The sequence below is a fragment of the Streptacidiphilus albus JL83 genome (assembly GCF_000744705.1).
Lineage (GTDB): Bacteria > Actinomycetota > Actinomycetes > Streptomycetales > Streptomycetaceae > Streptacidiphilus > Streptacidiphilus albus.
In genome coordinates this window covers 2,770,050-2,785,116 of record NZ_JQML01000001.1, presented here as the reverse complement: position 1 = coordinate 2,785,116, position 15,067 = coordinate 2,770,050, and the positions used below count along the sequence as shown (strand labels likewise).

Here is a 15,067-nt window from a genome sequence, read left to right as displayed (position 1 = left end):
AGTGCTGCATGTGGGACCATCACTGACTGGGTCACTGCGTTCGACCAATTCCAGGTCAGGCTACTTGCCATGACCCTGTCGACAATTGCCGTGGTGGAGTCCGACCCGGGCTGTCGCGAAGACGAATTGCACGCACTCGGTGAAATCTCGGATACCGGGCTCTTCGGCATGCAGTTCTTTGAACCTATCAAGAGCCTTGATCGCAGGGAGCTGGGGGTCAGCGAGAGGGAGTACATCGACGCGCTCATGGAGATCGGGGACTGCTGACTCGCCTTTTGTGGCCTCTGGGGCGCGGAACCGGTGCGCTTCGACGCCTATAACGTGGCATTTACGTCAGCTATCGGTTGGCGACGTCCCAGGTATCGGTGAAGAAGTCGAAGTCGTTCATGCGCGGTCTCCCGTCGTGCCCTCGGCGAGCGAGTCGGCGAGGTATGCGGCCAGGTCGGGTCGGTCGGGCACGAGCATGTGGCGTACCCAGGCGTCACGTTCGTGGAGGATCGGCGGAAGCTCCCAGACACAGCCGATCAGCGACCCGTCCAGTCGGACGAAGTGCGTCGGGTCCGTGTCCGGGCAGCCCAGCACCGGCTGGCCTGCCGCCGCCCCGGCGAAGTGCACGGCGTTGTCCCACGCCCAGCTGTAGACGTTCAGATAGGCGCCGTCGTCCCCTCCCCGGTGGAGGACGACGAAGGAGGCAGTCGGTGTGCCGTCCGGCTCCGGCAGAAGTTCGGGCAGGATCGCGTACGCCGCCTTCTCGACTGCGGGTTCGATGCCGGCCGGGTCCCCGCTGACGTGGTAGCGCTTGATCCGGCGAACGCCCACCTCGATCGGTGGAAGCACCAGTAGCGATTTCTCCGTGAAAGCCATGGCTGGACCGTAGGACGACTTCACTGACATCTTGTGTCAGTGAAGTCGAGCCGTCTGCTGTCGATCCTGCTGATGCTGCAGACCCGGGGCCGGATGACCGCCGCTCAACTCGCTGAGCAGCTGGAGGTGTCGATCCGCACCGTGTACCGCGACATCGAGTCGCTGCACGCGGCGGGCGTACCCCTTTACGGAGATGCCGGGCACTCCGGCGGCTACCAGCTGTTCGACGGCTACCGCACTCGGCTGACCGGGCTGAGCGCCGGCGAGGCGGAGGCGCTGTTCCTCTCCGGCATCCCGGGGCCGGCCGCCGAGCTCGGGCTCGGCACGGCCCTCGCAGGCGCCCAGCTCAAGCTGCGCGCGGCGCTCCCGCCCGAGCTGCGCGCGCAGGCGGACCGGATGAGCTCCCGATTCCACCTGGACGCGCCCGGCTGGTACGCGGAGGACGACGACACCCCGCAGCTGTCCCGGGTCGCGGACGCGGTGTGGCGCAGCCGGGTGCTCGACGTCCGATACCGGCGCTGGAAGGAGCCCACCGACGTGGACCGGTGCCTGGAGCCGTACGGCCTGGTGCTCAAGGCCGGCCGTTGGTACCTGGTCGCGGGGCAGGGGCAGGGGCAGGGGCAGAGGCAGAGGCAGAGGCAGGAACGCGATCCGGAGCGCAACGCGGACCGGCGGGCCCGTACCTACCGGGTCGATCAGATCCTCGAACTCACGGTCCGGGAGGAGGAGTTCCAACCTCCGGAGGATTTCGACCTGGCCGACTACTGGCAGCGCCAGCAGGCGGACTTCCACGCCCGGCTGTACGCGGACGAAGCGGTGGTCCGCGTTTCCCCGCGCGCCGCGTCCCGCCTCACCGGAGCCGTCGCCCGGGCGCTGGCCGAAACCGGTACCGCCGAGCCGGACGGCTGGACCCGTGCGGTGCTGCCCATTGAGTCCCTCGACCACGCCCACGAGGTCTTCCTCGGACTGGGCACGGAGGTCGAGGTTCTCGGACCACCGCAGCTTCGGGCCCGCATGGCCGAGACTGCACGCGCGTTGGCTGCCCGCTACGCCCCGGCGGCAGCCGAGCCGGCAGCCGGACTGACGGCTGAGCGTGCAGCCGGGCCGTCCGCCGGGCCGGCAGCCGAGCGGGTGGTCGAGGGATCAGCCGAGTGACGGGCCGTCGCCAGCGTGGTGACGGCACGTCACTCGACCGTGCGCGGCGCGACCCTCAGTGGGCCGCGTCGCTGGCCTGGGCGCGGAGGGCCCGGGCGAGGTCGTCGCGGCACTCCAGGACCAGGCGGCGCAGCGCCGGGGCCGCGTCCTCGTGCTCGGAGAGCCACGTGTCGGTCTGCTCCAGCGTCCGCTCCGTGGTGACCAGACGCGGGAAGAGGCCGCTGACGATCCGCATCGCGATCTCGATCGAGCGCTCGGCCCAGACCTTCTCCAGCACCTCGAAGTAGGGCTCCGCGTAGGGGGCGACCAGGTCGCGCTGACCGGCCTGCTGGAAGCCGCTGATCTCGGCCTCCACCAGGGCGTTCGGCAGCTCGTCGGTCTCGACGACCCGGTGCCAGGCGCCGGCCTTGGCCTCCGCCGTCGGCCGGGCGGCCTGGCAGGCCGTCAGCTGCCGCTTGCCGCTGGCGGTGTCGTCCCGGCGCAGCTCCGCCGCCAGTTCCTCCTCGCCGGCCACGTCCTCGGCGGCCAGCGTGTGCAGCAGCGCCCAGCGCAGCTCCTGGTCGACGTCGAGGCCGTCGATCCGGGCGGTGCCCGCGAGCAGTCCGGAGACCAGCTGGAGGTCGGCCTCGGAGGTCGCCGTCTGGGCCAGGAACCGGGCCCAGGCCAGCTGGTGGTCGCCACCGGGCGCGGCGGCGCGCAGCTCGCGCAGCGCGCCCTCGGCGAGCCGCGCGGCCCACTCCGGCCGGTGCTCCGGGGTGACGTACATGTCCAGGGCGGTCTTGGCCTGCTGGTGCAGCGACTGGAGGACGCCGATGTCGCTCTCCCGGCCGGAGAAGCGCAGCACCAGGCCGAGGTAGTCGCGGGCCGGCATCAGCCCGTCGCGGGTCATGTTCCACAGCGCGGACCAGGACAGCGCGCGGGCGAGCGGGTCGGCGACGTCGCCAAGGCCGTCACGCAGCGTCGCCAGCGAGTTCTCGTCGAAGCGGATCTTGCAGTACGTCAGGTCCTCGTCGTTGACCAGGACCAGGGCCGGGCGGGCGAGCCCGACCAGTTCCGGGACCTCGGTGCGCGGGCCCGCGACGTCCAGCTCGGCCTTGTGGGTGCGGACCAGCCGGCCGTCCTCGTCGCGGTCGTAGAGGCCGATGGCCACCCGATGGGGCCGCAGCGTCGGGTGGCTCTCGGCGGCCTCCTGCAGCACCGCGAAGCCGGTGATCAGGCCCTCGGCGTCGGTCACCAGCTGCGGCGTCAGCGCGTTCACGCCGGCCGTCTCCAGCCAGGCGCGGGACCACTCGGCCATGGCCTCCGCGCCGCGCCCGGAGGTCTCGGCGAGGACGGCGAGCAGGTCGGCCAGGGTGGTGTTGCCGAAGGCGTGGCGCTTGAAGTAGCGGCGCGCGCCCTCGAAGAAGGCGTCCCGGCCGACGTAGGCCACCAGCTGCTTGAGCACCGAGGCGCCCTTGGCGTAGGTGATGCCGTCGAAGTTGAGCTTGGCGTCCTCCAGGTCGCGGATGTCCGCGGTGATCGGGTGGGTCGTCGGCAGCTGGTCCTGGCGGTAGGCCCAGGCCTTGCGGCGGTTGGCGAAGGTGATCCAGCCGGCGCCGTACTTGGTCACCGCGACCTGGGTGAAGGCGCCCATGAAGTCCGCGAAGGACTCCTTCAGCCAGAGGTCGTCCCACCACTGCATGGTGACCAGGTCGCCGAACCACATGTGCGCCATCTCGTGCAGGATGACGTTGGCGCGGCCCTCGTAGGCGGCCTCGGTCACCTTGGAGCGGAAGACGTACTCCTCGCGGAAGGTGACCAGGCCGGGGTTCTCCATCGCGCCGATGTTGTACTCGGGGACGAAGGCCTGGTCGTACTTGCCGAAGGGGTAGGGGTAGTCGAACTCCTGGTGGAAGAAGTCCAGGCCCTGCTTGGTGACGGTGAAGATCTCGTCCGAGTCGAAGTGCTTGGCCAGCGACTTGCGGCACATCGCGGCCAGCGGGATCTCCAGCCGGCGGCCGTCCTCCAGCACTCGGCTGTAGTGGTCGCGGGCGACGTGGTACGGACCGGCGACGACGGCGGTGATGTAGCTGGAGATCCGCGGCGTCGGCGAGAAGCTCCAGGTCAGCCCGGACTCCACGGCGTCGGGGTCACCGCCGGCGGGGGAGTTGGAGAAGACCTCCCAGTGCGCCGGGGCGGTCACCGTGAAGCTGAACGGGGCCTTGAGGTCCGGCTGTTCGAAGGTCACGAAGACCCGGCGGGCGTCGGCCGGCTCGTACTGGGTGTAGAGGTAGGTCTCGCCGTCGACCGGGTCGGTGAAGCGGTGCAGACCCTCACCGCTCCGGCTGTAGGCGCAGTCGGCCTCGACGACCAGCTCGTTGGTCTCGGCCAGCCCCGGCAGGGCGACCCGGGAGCCGTCGAAGACCACGGCCGGGTCCAGCGCCACGCCGTTGAGGACGACGCTGCGGACGGCGGGGGCGAGCAGGTCGGCGAAGCTGTCCGCGCCGGGCTCGGAGCAGCGGAAGCGCAGCACGGTGCGCGAGCCGAACCGGCCGGCCCCCTGTCCCTCCGCCACGGGAAGGACGGCAGAGCGCAGGTCGAGCTGGACGTCGTAGCTGTCCACCGTGAGGATGCGGGCCCGCTCGCGGGCCTCGTCGCGGGTGAGATTGGTCCCGGGCACTGCGCTACTCCCTAACCTCGACGTCGTCCGTCCGGGTGAGGGGCGCGGACGGTCAACCGTGTGCTGCTGATTCCCGCGCATCCTTTCACGGGGCAACGGCACAGCCCACCGGACAATTCGGCCGACCGAATTTTCCGTCGGCCGAAGGCACGGGCGTACTGCGGGCGTACCGGGGGCGCGGGGCGGGCGCAGCGGGCGCGCGGCACCGGGAATGAACTGCGGGGCGGGCATGTTGCCGCAGGCGTCGGGACGCTTCCGCGTCCCCGCGTACGTCGTTCCGCCTCCGAGGAGATTCCCCATGCCTGCTGCGGCAGAGAGCACTCCCACCCCCGCCGACTTCTGGTTCGACCCGCTCTGTCCCTGGGCCTGGATGACCTCCCGCTGGATGCTGGAGGTCGAGCAGCAGCGCCCGGTCGAGACCCGGTGGCACGTGATGAGCCTCGCCGTCCTCAACGAGGGCCGCGACCTCCCCGAGAAGTACCGCGCACTGATGGACGAGGCCTGGGGCCCGGTCCGGATCTGCATCGCCGCCGCGCAGGCGCACGGCGAGCAGGTGCTCGGCCCGCTCTACACGGCGCTCGGCACCCGCTTCCACAACCAGGACCTGCCGCGGACCCGCGAGGTCTTCGAGTCCGCGCTGGCCGAGGCCGGCCTGCCGGTCGAGCTCGCGGACGCGGCCGAGTCCAAGGAGTACGACGAGGCGCTGCGCGCCTCCCACCAGGCGGGCATCTCCCTGGTCGGCGAGGACGTCGGCACCCCGGTGATCGCGGTCCCCGGCGCCGACGGCAACCAGGTCGCCTTCTTCGGCCCCGTGGTCACCCCCACCCCGCGCGGCGAGGCCGCCGCCCGGCTCTGGGACGGCACCCTGCTGGTCGCGTCCACCCCCGGCTTCTACGAGATCAAGCGCACCCGCAAGGCGGGCCCCAGCTTCGAGTAGTAGTCGAGCCCCTGCCGGTACACAGGTTGCCGGTACGCGTGGAGCCCGGAGCCGACCTCCAGCGGTCGGTTCCGGGCTCCACGTCGTAAGCATCCAAGGCGGGGACCTGGGTTTTTGTGGGGAAGGCCATACGCGCACGCGCCCCGCAGTGACTAGGTTCGCCGATAGGTTCACAGGCGTTCACAGTCCGACCCACTGCCAAGGCCACCACCCCGACTGTTGGAGCCCCCCGCCGGCGCCCCGCCCGCCTGTACCCACTGCCCGTCCCCGTCCGGCGCCCACTGCCGGATCCTGCCCTGCGGAGAAGACCCATGAGCCTCGCCACTGCCTCCCTGCGTCCCGGTGCCGTCCTCGCCGACCTCGTGCCCGCCTCCACCCGGGCCCGCGGCTACGCCCGGGACGTCGCCCTGGTCGTCGGCGGCGCCGCGTTCACCGGCCTCGCGGCGCAGATAGCGGTGCCCGTGCCCGGTTCGCCCGTTCCGGTGACCGGCCAGACCCTCGCCGTGCTGCTCGTCGGCACCGCCCTCGGCGCCCGGCGCGGCGTCGCCTCGATGGCCCTGTACCTGCTGGCCGGCCTGGCCGGGATGCCCTGGTTCGCCTCGGGCACCTCCGGCACCGGCGCCACCTTCGGCTATGTCATCGGCTTCGTCGTCGCCGCCGCGCTCGTCGGCGCGCTGGCCCGGCGCGGCGCCGACCGCGGCGCGCTGCGCACGGCGGGGACGATGGTCCTGGGCAACCTCGCCATCTACGCCGTCGGCGTCACCTACCTGGCCGCGTCGGTCCACGTCTCGCTCGCCAAGGCGGCCTCGCTCGGCCTGTACCCGTACCTGATCGGTGACGCGCTGAAGATCGCGCTGGCGATGGGCCTGCTCCCGGCCGCCTGGAAGCTGGTCGGCCGCAAGGGCTGACCCACTCGGCCGCCGGACGGCGAGGGTTGGCGCGCAGCCTGTCACCGGGGCGTGCCACACTGACGACCATGCGCGTGTACCTGGGATCCGACCATGCCGGATACGAACTCAAGCAGCACCTGGTCCAGTGGCTGACCAACGCCGGGCACGAGCCGGTCGACTGCGGCCCGCACATCTACGACGCGGTGGACGACTACCCCCCGTTCATCCTCCGCGCCGCCGAGCGGACCGCGGCCGACCCCGAGGCGCTGGGCATCGTGATCGGCGGCTCCGGCAACGGCGAGGCCATCGCCGCCAACAAGGTCAAGGGCGTCCGCGCGGCGCTGGCCTGGAGCGTCGAGACCGCCGAGCTGGGTCGTGAGCACAACAACGCCAACGTGATCAGCGTCGGCGCGCGGATGCACAGCCTGGACGAGGCGACCAAGTTCGTCGAGGTCTTCCTCGGCACCCCCTTCTCGGAGGACCCGCGGCACATCCGTCGCATCGACATGATCAGTGAGTACGAGACCACCGGCGAGCTGCCCCCGGTCCCGGCTCACCACCCGCAGCAGGGCTGACCCGGCCCCGGCCGGACCGTCCGAGAGCCGCCGAGACCCTCTAGCCGAACGAAGCGACGATGCCGGAAGGCCACACCCTCCACCGACTCGCCACCCAGTACCGCACGGTATTCGGTGGCGAGTCGGTGCATGTCAGCAGCCCGCAGGGGCCGTTCGCACCCGCCGCGACGCGCCTGGACGGCTGCGTCCTCGACGTGGCCGAGTCGCACGGCAAGCACCTCTTCCTCGGCTTCCGCAACTGGGCCGGGGAGCGGGCCGGCTGGATCCACATCCACCTCGGCCTCTACGGCAAGGTCCGCTTCGGCGAGGGCCCCGCGCCCGCGCCGGTCGGCCAGATCCGGCTGCGGATCACCGCCGAGGACCGCTGGTCCGACCTGCGCGGTCCGACCACCTGCGAGTTGATCAGCAGCTTCGAGAAGAAGGACATCCACCAGCGGCTGGGTCCCGACCCACTGCGCCTGGCCGACCTGCCGGACGCCGCCTGGCAGCGCGTCAGCCGCAGCAGCGCCACCGTGGCGGTGCTGCTGATGGACCAGAAGGTGCTGGCCGGGGTCGGCAACATCTACCGGGCCGAGGTGCTGTTCCGGCAGGGCATCGACCCGCACCTGCCCGGACGCGCCCTCACCCGTGCCCAGTGGGACGCCATCTGGGACGACCTGCGGACGCTGATGAGCGACGGGGTCCGGGACGGCTGGATCGACACCGTCCGGCCCGAGCACACCCCCGAGGCCATGGGCCGTCCGCCGCGCGAGGACCGCCACGGCGGTGAGGTGTACGTCTACCGCCGTGCCGGACGCCCGTGCCTGGTCTGTCGCACGCCGGTCCGCGAGGAGACCCACGCCTCCCGGAACCTGTTCTGGTGCCCGCGCTGCCAACCCCCGCACAACCTGCCGCACTGACCCCGCGCCGCCGACCGCCGTCCGCTGCTCGGCCCTCGGGGGCGTGCTGTCGGGGGCGTGCTGTCGTGGGGGGAGGCGCGTGGGGATCCGCCGTACGCTGCTGCATGGAGCACCGGCGTGCGCCCGGCGCAGCCGATTGTCGCGCGATGCCCCGGTGAGCCGGTCCGCTCGGTACGCTCCTGCCACCGGACTCGTTCCCGGGGGACTCGGGGTTCCCGCCGGAGGGACACTCCGGCAGCAGTACGGCTTCGGGGGGAGATCGGTGATGGCACGGGAGCGGAGGCCGGACGCGGGACGCGGACGTCCGGGGACCCGGTCGAGGACCCGGGCGGGGCGAACGGCTGTCCAGCCGTGCCCCGCACCCGCCACAGTCCCGCCGCCAGGACGAACACTTCTTCGCAAGGGCGGCGCAGGTGCCACGGACGCCGACATCGACGCGCGACGCCTTCCCTCGGTAGGGTCAGCCAGCATGGCAGGCCGACCGCCCGAGGGACCGCCTCGGGACCCAGTCGCGGCACGGGGGCGCAGAGCGTTCTACCGGGCCCGCCGAAAGCTGCGCCGATCCGCTGTCGACTACTTCCGCGGTGACGCCTCCGACTGGCTGCCCTTCGTCGCCCTGCTGCTGGTCATGCCGCTGCTGACGGTCATGACCGTGCTCGCCCCGCTCTGGTGCCCGCCCACCGCGCTGGTGGTGCCGGTCCTCATCGGGGCGCTGCTGCTGCGCCCCGGCAGCCTGGTGCTGCTGTACGCGGTCGCCGCCACCGCGCTGGGCGTCGACTCGGTCGTGCTCGGCCCGGGCGGCAACGGCAAGTTCACCCCCGGCGCGGTGATCGTGGTCACAGCCGTCGGCGCCGGCGGGCTGTTCCTCGCCCAGCTCCGCAACCGGGTCGGCGTGCCCTGGCGCGGCGGCGGCTCGATGCTGTTCGACCTCCGCGAGCGACTGAAGGTGCAGAGCCAGATCCCGAGCCTGCCCGAGGGCTGGCACGCCGAGATGGCGCTGCGCCCGGCCGGCGGCCAGTCCTTCTCCGGGGACTTCCTGGTCGCCGCCCGCACCGGCGAGGACAAGCGGGTGCTGGAGGCCGTCCTCGCCGACGTCTCCGGCAAGGGCATGGACGCCGGCTCCCGCGCCCTGCTGCTCTCCGGAGCCTTCGGCGGCCTGCTCGGCTCCCTGCCGCCGCACGAGTTCCTGCCCGCTGCCAACGGCTACCTGCTGCGCCAGGAGTGGGACGAGGGCTTCGCGAGCGCCGTCCACCTGGTCCTGGATCTGGACAACGGCGAGTACGAACTGCTGTCGGCCGGTCACCTGCCGGGGATGCAGCGCTGCATGGGCGACGGCAACTGGGAGACCAAAGAGGCCGAGGGCCCGTTGCTGGGTATCTACGACGGCGCCAAGTTCAACGGGCTGCGTGGCCGGATGCGCCACGGGGACGTACTGATGCTCTGCACCGACGGGATGGTCGAGGTCCCCGGGCGGGACCTCACCGAGGGCATGGACCGGCTGATGGGAGAGGCCGACCGGCTCATGGGGTCGACCTTCACCGGCACCGCCTGGCGGCTCATCGAGAGCGTGGCCAAGGATCTCAACGACGACCGGGCACTACTGCTGATCTGGCGCGAATAGCCCAGGCCTGCCCTGCACTTGTAGCATTCAACCCGAGATCTTCACATGTAAGTTCGGCCAAACTCGGCCGAATTGGATCACGTTGGGCACCTGTGCCCCGGAAGTGCTTTACGGAGCGTCCCGCTCCGGAGACACTGAGGGTCGGGCGAGGGGGAGGAGGGCGCAGTGCCGGACGACGGCACAGTGAACCGGCCTGCCGGGTGGGCCCGTAACCCAGCGTGCCCCAAACGAGGAAGTGGACCCGAGTGACAACCTTCTCAGTCTCCGCCGTCGTCCTGCTGGGCATTCTCCTGATCGTGTTCGTCAGGAACAAGAGCATGAGACTCGGCTACACGATACTTGCCATCCTCTTCGGCTTCTTCCTGGCGAAGACCTCGGCGGCCACCCCGCTGCAGAGCTTCATCGACCAGGTCGCGAACACCATCAACGGCATCGTCAAATAGGCGCAAGCCGTTCCATACCGGTCGCCGCTGCTGCGCTCACCCGCTCGGCAGGTCAGGACGACAGCCAGCGCCGGAGCAGCCCCACGCCCGCTCCGGTAGTTCGCTCTGCCCGCCGTACCTGTCCCTCCACCCCACCCAGGGCATGGGGATCGGCGGCCAGTAGCACGAAGCACCGGGCCCAGGACAGCCGTTCGCCCCTGGGCCAGGAGAGGCCGCGCAGCGCCGCCGAGGCGTCCGGCACCGACTCCCCGTTCACCCGCACCTCGGCGACCTCGTCGCCGGAGCGTCCGCCGAAGAAGAAGCGGACGCCGTTGAGGGCGGGTTCCCGCAGTTGTGGTCGGATCTGGTCGGCGATGGCCGACAGCAGCTGGTTCTCCGCCACCCAGTCGCCCAGCGGACCGCTGTGGAAGCCGAAGACGCAGGCCGGCCCCTGGACGGTGTGCCAGCCCGCCATTCCCCCGGGGGCTCCGGGCGGATAGTGGTCGCCGTGGACGCCGCGCCGTTCCAGCAGTTCGACCACGGCGGAGGCGGTGGTCGTCCGCCACATCCGGACGGCGTTCTCCAGCCGCTCCTCCTCGGTCCGCCCGAGTCCGGCCGCGCAGTCCCAGACGACCGGCCCGGTGCCGTCGCCGAGCCGCAGCACGTAGCCCAGGTCGACATGGCCGCCGGTGGCGTCCGCGTGGTCGCGCACGGTCACGGCGGTGGTCCCCGGGCCACGTACCAGGCCGTCCTCCACGTCGATCACGAACTCACGCCCGAGGCAGGCCATTTCTCGCACGATGCAGTGCTGGATGAGCTGGAGCCGCTGGGGCTGGGGCACGGTGGGACTCCGCAGGTGGGAGAGCGGCGAAGAACGCCCGATGAGCGTGAGCGTACCTGCGTTCGACCCTGGTCGCGCCGCTGCGGTCGCCGCAGCGTCACGGCACGGGTTCAGCGCTCGGCGCGGATGCTCCGTGGGTGCTCCGTGGGTACTCAGGCGAGCGCTCGGTGCGAGTGCTCAGGGCGAGCGCTCAGTGCGGGGTGCGGGGTGCGGAGCGTGAGTGCGGGACCCTACTGCGGGGCCCTACTGCGGGGGACGGGGGGCCAGCCACTGCTGCCACTCGATCAGGTTCCCCTCCGGGTCCCGCAGGTACGCCACCCGGAGCCGCTCCCACTGGGTCTCCGGCTCCGCCAGGAACTCCGCTCCCCGGGAGCGCAGGTCGGCGACCACCGCGTCGACGTCGTCCACCTTCAGTACCAGCAGCTGGCCGTCCACCCGGCCGTCGGGGGCCCCGCGCAGCCACGGGGTGCTCTGCACCAGGTGCTCGCGCTGCTGGATCGCGATGGCGGCGTTGCCCTCGGGGAGGCTGAACTTCCCGTAGGGGCCGGCTTCGTCGTCCACCTGCGGCTTCAGTCCGAGCACGTCCCGGTAGAACCGGAAGCATGCGGTGAAGTCCGTCACAACCAGTCGCACCTGCACCAGTTCCATGTGCCCACCCCTGTAGAAACCCGCGTCCACGACCTGTCGGAGGCAACAATTTGCCTCTCCTTTACCGATGTTGACTGTATCCCACCCCCGTGGCAGCCTGCTCGATCGAGTATCGAACTCAGGTGTCGGTCGGGGGGTGGGGGATGGCGCTCGATCCGCCGTCGGAGGTGGTGCAGTTCCTTCAGTTCATCGGCGTGAACTGGCCGTCGATCAACGAGGACACGGTGCGCGAGGTGGCCGGCTTCGTGGCGGAGTTCGCGGACAGCATCGAGAGCACCCACCAGGACGCCACCGACACCATCGGCGCGATGGGGGACGCCTACCAGGCCGACTCCTACCAGCAGCTGGTCCAGCGCTGGGCGGACATGTCCGCCACCCACATGACCGAACTGCTGGACGCCTGCCGCAACGTGGTGACCGCGCTGAACGCCGCGGCCGACTACATAGTCGCGATGAAGGTCTCGGCCATCGCCGAACTGGTCGGCCTGGCAGCGGCGTTCGTCGCCGAGCAGGCGGCCGCGGTGGTCACCTTCGGTGCGTCGGAGGCGGCCGCGGTGGCCACCGACGAACTCGCCGAGCAGGCGATGGACTTCCTGGAACAGCAGTTGGTGCAGTACATCATCTCCGAGGTGGTGGAGGCGGGCTTCAAGGCCCTGGGCCCGGTGATCGAGCGGGCGATCGAGGGCTTCGTCTTCAACGCCGCAGCAGGGGCGCTGGGCGTCAGCACGGGGCCCGGCTACGCGGTCCACCCGGAGAAGCTGCGCGGCCACGCCGCCACGATGCGCGGCCACGCCGAGACGGTGTCCAGTCACGCCGCCCTGCTGAGCAGCCGGCTCGCGGGAGTGACCTACACATGAGCGAGGCGATAGCCAACGCCCTCAAGAACGGCACCGACGAGGTCCTGGTCCCGGCCGTCCACGACACCGAGAACGCCCTGAAGCGCGCGTTCCACTCGGTCGCCGACGGCGCGGAGCAGGTGGCCGGCAACGTGGAGGAGACCGAGGCCGGCCTCGCCAAGGACCTGACCCGCGCCGGCGGCAAGGACGCCGAGAACGTCAAGACCTACTTCATCGACGACGACGGTTCGGTCCAGGCACTCAAGGACGGCGAACTCCACCCCATCACCGCCGACGACAGCTCCGGCATCCGCACCATCCTGGACTCCGACGACAAGGCAGTCGACCCTTCGCCGGAGGACATGAGGAAGAAGTATCACGGAAACAAGGACAAGAATAATCCCGGTGAGAGCGGGGTGCAGAGCACCAAGATATCTGCGCCGACCGACCTGTCCAAAGCGGTGGAGGATGCCAGATTCGCCCGGGGGGACTACTCCGGTGGCAACTATGCGGCGCTGAAGTATCACGACGACGACGGAAACGAATTTATCCTGGTCGGAAAGAGCTCCTACGCACGGAACCACTCGGAGAGGTCGATCGGGAAACCGATGCTGGGTGGCCGGGAGATGAATGTAAAGGAACTCTACACCGAACGGGAGCCCTGTCAGGCGTCGCCCAACTGCAAGCGATGGCTCGGGCGCTATTTCGAGAAGGCGAATCCGGGTCTCAGTGTCACTCATGGGGTTAAGTACGATGCTGCACTGGGGAAGGAGGAACGCAATGCCGGGCACGAGGCCTACATTGCCGCATTGCGTGACAACCACGGCCTCCCCGGTCGCCCGCCCACCATGGGCAATGGCGCTTTCGACTAGTCTGGCTTCGGACCCGCCGACGGGGCGCGCTGAGCAGGGATTTCTGGACCCAGCAGGGTTCGGTCGCACGACTGAGAGGAAGCGGAACGGTGCTGGTGAAGGTGGACTGGCCGTCAGTGGCGGCGGGTATCCCGCGTGGGCATCTCCTGAAGGTTCGGCCGGAGGTGGCTGCACGGATCTGGGCCGACCCGGACGACGCGCAGTTCGCAGAGCATTTCGGGATCCCGTACTGTCGAGGCCTCTTTCAGATGTACGCCGCAGTGGGGGTGGCAGATCCCGACAACCCCAGGGGCTCGTCGGTCGTAGGGCCGGAGTTCGTGCCCCATGACTCCCCGCACGGAAAGCTCATGCCGTTGGGTGATCTCTACGGCGGGACTCTCTACGCCCACGCGGCCGACGGCGGTATCTGGGTGGAAGACCCGGAGTCGGAGACCGAGTACGAGTTGATCCATGCGGACCTCTCCTCGTTGTCGTACATGCTCTACCTTTTGGAGGCGGAGCGCCCGCTGCCGGAGAGCGATCCGCACACGCGTGACTGGATTGCCGCAGAGGAAAGAATCCGAGCGAAGATCACCCATTGGGACGAGATTCCCTGTGCCGAAGCCGAGGGCTTTTGGGGCAGATTCTTCGAGTCTTATCTCATGTACTGATCGCGACCTGGTGGGCAGGGTGGGTAGTGTGCTGGTGAAAATTGACTGGGCGAGAGTGGAGGTGCCGAGCGGGCACCTCTTGAAGTTTCGTCCGGAGCTTGCTGTACGGCTCTGGCCCGATCCGGATGACGCACGGTTCGCATCGGAGTTCGGGATCCCTTGGACCGGCGGGCTCTTCTCCTTGCTGTCCGGTGTTGCCGGAGAGAACCCGGGGCGGCCTGCAGATTCTTATGAGAATTCGCCGGAGTCGGAACCGGAAGAGACTCCGGTCGGTCGACTCTTTCGGTTCGGCTGGCTCTCCGACGACACTGCACTCTATGTAAGTACGGCCGACGGCACGATCTGGTTCTCCGACTCCAATAGTGATGTCGAATACGAGCAGGTGCATCGGGACCTGTCGTCGCTGGTCTACCTGCTGCTGCTATTGGAGAGCGAGAGGCCGGTCGAAGGTGGATACGCACCCTATGAGAAATGGGAGGAGTCGATCCGCATCATTTCGGAAAAGATCACTCGGTGGGACGATCTTCCGTGTGCCGATCCCCGTGGCTACTGGGGAATGTTCTTCGATTCCTATCCGATGTACTGAGGCCCCGAGGGGACTGCTTCATGCTGGTAGAGGTCGACTGGGATGTGATCGTCGTCGAGAAGGCGCTTGGCAGCCCGGTCAGGATGAGGCCCGACTGCGCTGCCCGGATCTGGGGCGATGCGGCCGCCGCCAGCTTCGCAGCGACGGTCGGATTCCACTGCGGCGAGGGCCCGTTCAGGATTCTGGCGGGCATCAGTGTGCGGGAGTCGGAGGCCTCGGCGACTGCCTTCCAGGAATCCACGATTCCCTTTGAGGCGCTGCCCGTCGACACGCCGCACGGTAATTTCCAGCCCATCGGGGTCATCTTCGACAACCAGGTGTTCACCGATCCCGCCGACGGTTCGGTCTGGATCTCCGACATCGACTGCGACATCGAGTACGAGAAGATGCACCAGGACGTGTCTTCCTTTGCCTACATGCTGTACCTGCTGAAGGCGGAGCGGCCGAGGGACGAAGAGGATCCGGACGGCCTCGACTGGTGCGAGGCCGTCGACTCGATCCGGCAGAAGATCACCCGCTGGGATGTGACTCCCTTTGCCGATGCGGACGGCTTCTGGGAGAGATATCTCGACTCCTACCCCGTGTACTGAGCGATGGACCGAGCAGAGAATG

17 protein-coding genes are annotated in these 15,067 nt (G+C 69.6%); 13 read left to right on the top strand and 4 right to left on the bottom strand.

What is annotated here, in order from left to right; all coding sequences use genetic code 11:
* The first annotated feature begins 69 nt into the window (after positions 1-69).
* Entirely contained in the window at positions 70-267 is a 198-nt protein-coding gene (locus BS75_RS48075; RefSeq protein WP_042436887.1) for a hypothetical protein, read from the top strand.
* Positions 268-384: 117 nt separating this feature from the next.
* Here BS75_RS48075 and BS75_RS12140 read toward each other — a convergent pair whose 3' ends face one another.
* Positions 385-864: a hypothetical protein gene (locus BS75_RS12140; protein WP_034088240.1), complete on the bottom strand. Its 480-nt coding sequence runs from the start codon at positions 862-864 to the stop codon at positions 385-387.
* A gap of 39 nt (positions 865-903) precedes the next feature.
* On the opposite strand from BS75_RS12140, the gene BS75_RS12135 reads away from it, so the two are divergent.
* On the top strand, positions 904-2,019 hold the full coding sequence (locus BS75_RS12135) for a helix-turn-helix transcriptional regulator (RefSeq protein ID WP_063771399.1): 1,116 nt from the start codon (positions 904-906) through the stop codon (positions 2,017-2,019).
* A 55-nt stretch (positions 2,020-2,074) separates the two neighbouring features.
* On the opposite strand, the gene pepN is transcribed toward BS75_RS12135, so the two are convergent.
* Complete coding sequence (gene pepN / locus BS75_RS12130) at positions 2,075-4,678, bottom strand: aminopeptidase N (protein WP_034088239.1); 2,604 nt, start codon at positions 4,676-4,678, stop codon at positions 2,075-2,077.
* 298 nt (positions 4,679-4,976) lie between these two features.
* Between pepN and BS75_RS12125 the strand changes: the two genes are divergently transcribed.
* The 6 genes from BS75_RS12125 (at position 4,977) to BS75_RS12100 (ending at position 10,043) form a co-directional block, all read left to right on the top strand.
* Positions 4,977-5,615, top strand: coding sequence for a mycothiol-dependent nitroreductase Rv2466c family protein (locus tag BS75_RS12125; RefSeq protein ID WP_034088238.1), 639 nt, complete (start codon positions 4,977-4,979; stop codon positions 5,613-5,615).
* Positions 5,616-5,926: 311 nt separating this feature from the next.
* A complete protein-coding gene (locus BS75_RS12120) occupies positions 5,927-6,523 on the top strand; it encodes a biotin transporter BioY (RefSeq protein WP_034088237.1) in 597 nt (198 codons plus the stop codon).
* A gap of 68 nt (positions 6,524-6,591) precedes the next feature.
* Positions 6,592-7,080 (top strand): ribose-5-phosphate isomerase, encoded by a 489-nt coding sequence (locus BS75_RS12115; protein ID WP_034088236.1) that lies wholly within the window; start codon positions 6,592-6,594, stop codon positions 7,078-7,080.
* Between the two features lie 59 nt (positions 7,081-7,139).
* Positions 7,140-7,979, top strand: a complete 840-nt coding sequence (locus tag BS75_RS12110; RefSeq protein ID WP_034088235.1) for an Fpg/Nei family DNA glycosylase — start codon at positions 7,140-7,142, stop codon at positions 7,977-7,979.
* A 469-nt stretch (positions 7,980-8,448) separates the two neighbouring features.
* Positions 8,449-9,600 carry a PP2C family protein-serine/threonine phosphatase gene (locus BS75_RS12105; protein ID WP_034088234.1) on the top strand — a complete coding sequence of 384 codons (1,152 nt, stop codon included), beginning with the start codon at positions 8,449-8,451 and terminating at the stop codon, positions 9,598-9,600.
* A gap of 245 nt (positions 9,601-9,845) precedes the next feature.
* Complete coding sequence (locus tag BS75_RS12100) at positions 9,846-10,043, top strand: hypothetical protein (protein ID WP_034088233.1); 198 nt, start codon at positions 9,846-9,848, stop codon at positions 10,041-10,043.
* A 52-nt stretch (positions 10,044-10,095) separates the two neighbouring features.
* On the opposite strand, the gene BS75_RS12095 is transcribed toward BS75_RS12100, so the two are convergent.
* Complete coding sequence (locus tag BS75_RS12095; RefSeq protein ID WP_034088232.1) at positions 10,096-10,863, bottom strand: DUF6348 family protein; 768 nt, start codon at positions 10,861-10,863, stop codon at positions 10,096-10,098.
* A gap of 243 nt (positions 10,864-11,106) precedes the next feature.
* Positions 11,107-11,511 carry a VOC family protein gene (locus BS75_RS12090; RefSeq protein ID WP_034088231.1) on the bottom strand — a complete coding sequence of 135 codons (405 nt, stop codon included), beginning with the start codon at positions 11,509-11,511 and terminating at the stop codon, positions 11,107-11,109.
* Between the two features lie 143 nt (positions 11,512-11,654).
* Here BS75_RS12090 and BS75_RS12085 point away from each other — a divergent pair, with 143 nt between their 5' ends.
* The 5 genes from BS75_RS12085 (at position 11,655) to BS75_RS12065 (ending at position 15,045) form a co-directional block, all read left to right on the top strand.
* Entirely contained in the window at positions 11,655-12,368 is a 714-nt protein-coding gene (locus tag BS75_RS12085; protein ID WP_034088230.1) for a WXG100-like domain-containing protein, read from the top strand.
* Entirely contained in the window at positions 12,365-13,219 is an 855-nt protein-coding gene (locus tag BS75_RS12080) for a nucleic acid/nucleotide deaminase domain-containing protein (protein WP_034088229.1), read from the top strand. The genes BS75_RS12085 and BS75_RS12080 overlap by 4 nt, the downstream gene beginning before the upstream one ends.
* A gap of 89 nt (positions 13,220-13,308) precedes the next feature.
* Positions 13,309-13,869, top strand: a complete 561-nt coding sequence (locus BS75_RS12075; protein ID WP_034088228.1) for an SUKH-4 family immunity protein — start codon at positions 13,309-13,311, stop codon at positions 13,867-13,869.
* A gap of 19 nt (positions 13,870-13,888) precedes the next feature.
* Positions 13,889-14,455: an SUKH-4 family immunity protein gene (locus BS75_RS12070; RefSeq protein WP_160312220.1), complete on the top strand. Its 567-nt coding sequence runs from the start codon at positions 13,889-13,891 to the stop codon at positions 14,453-14,455.
* A 20-nt stretch (positions 14,456-14,475) separates the two neighbouring features.
* Positions 14,476-15,045, top strand: a complete 570-nt coding sequence (locus BS75_RS12065; RefSeq protein ID WP_034088226.1) for an SUKH-4 family immunity protein — start codon at positions 14,476-14,478, stop codon at positions 15,043-15,045.
* The last annotated feature ends 22 nt before the right edge of the window (positions 15,046-15,067 follow it).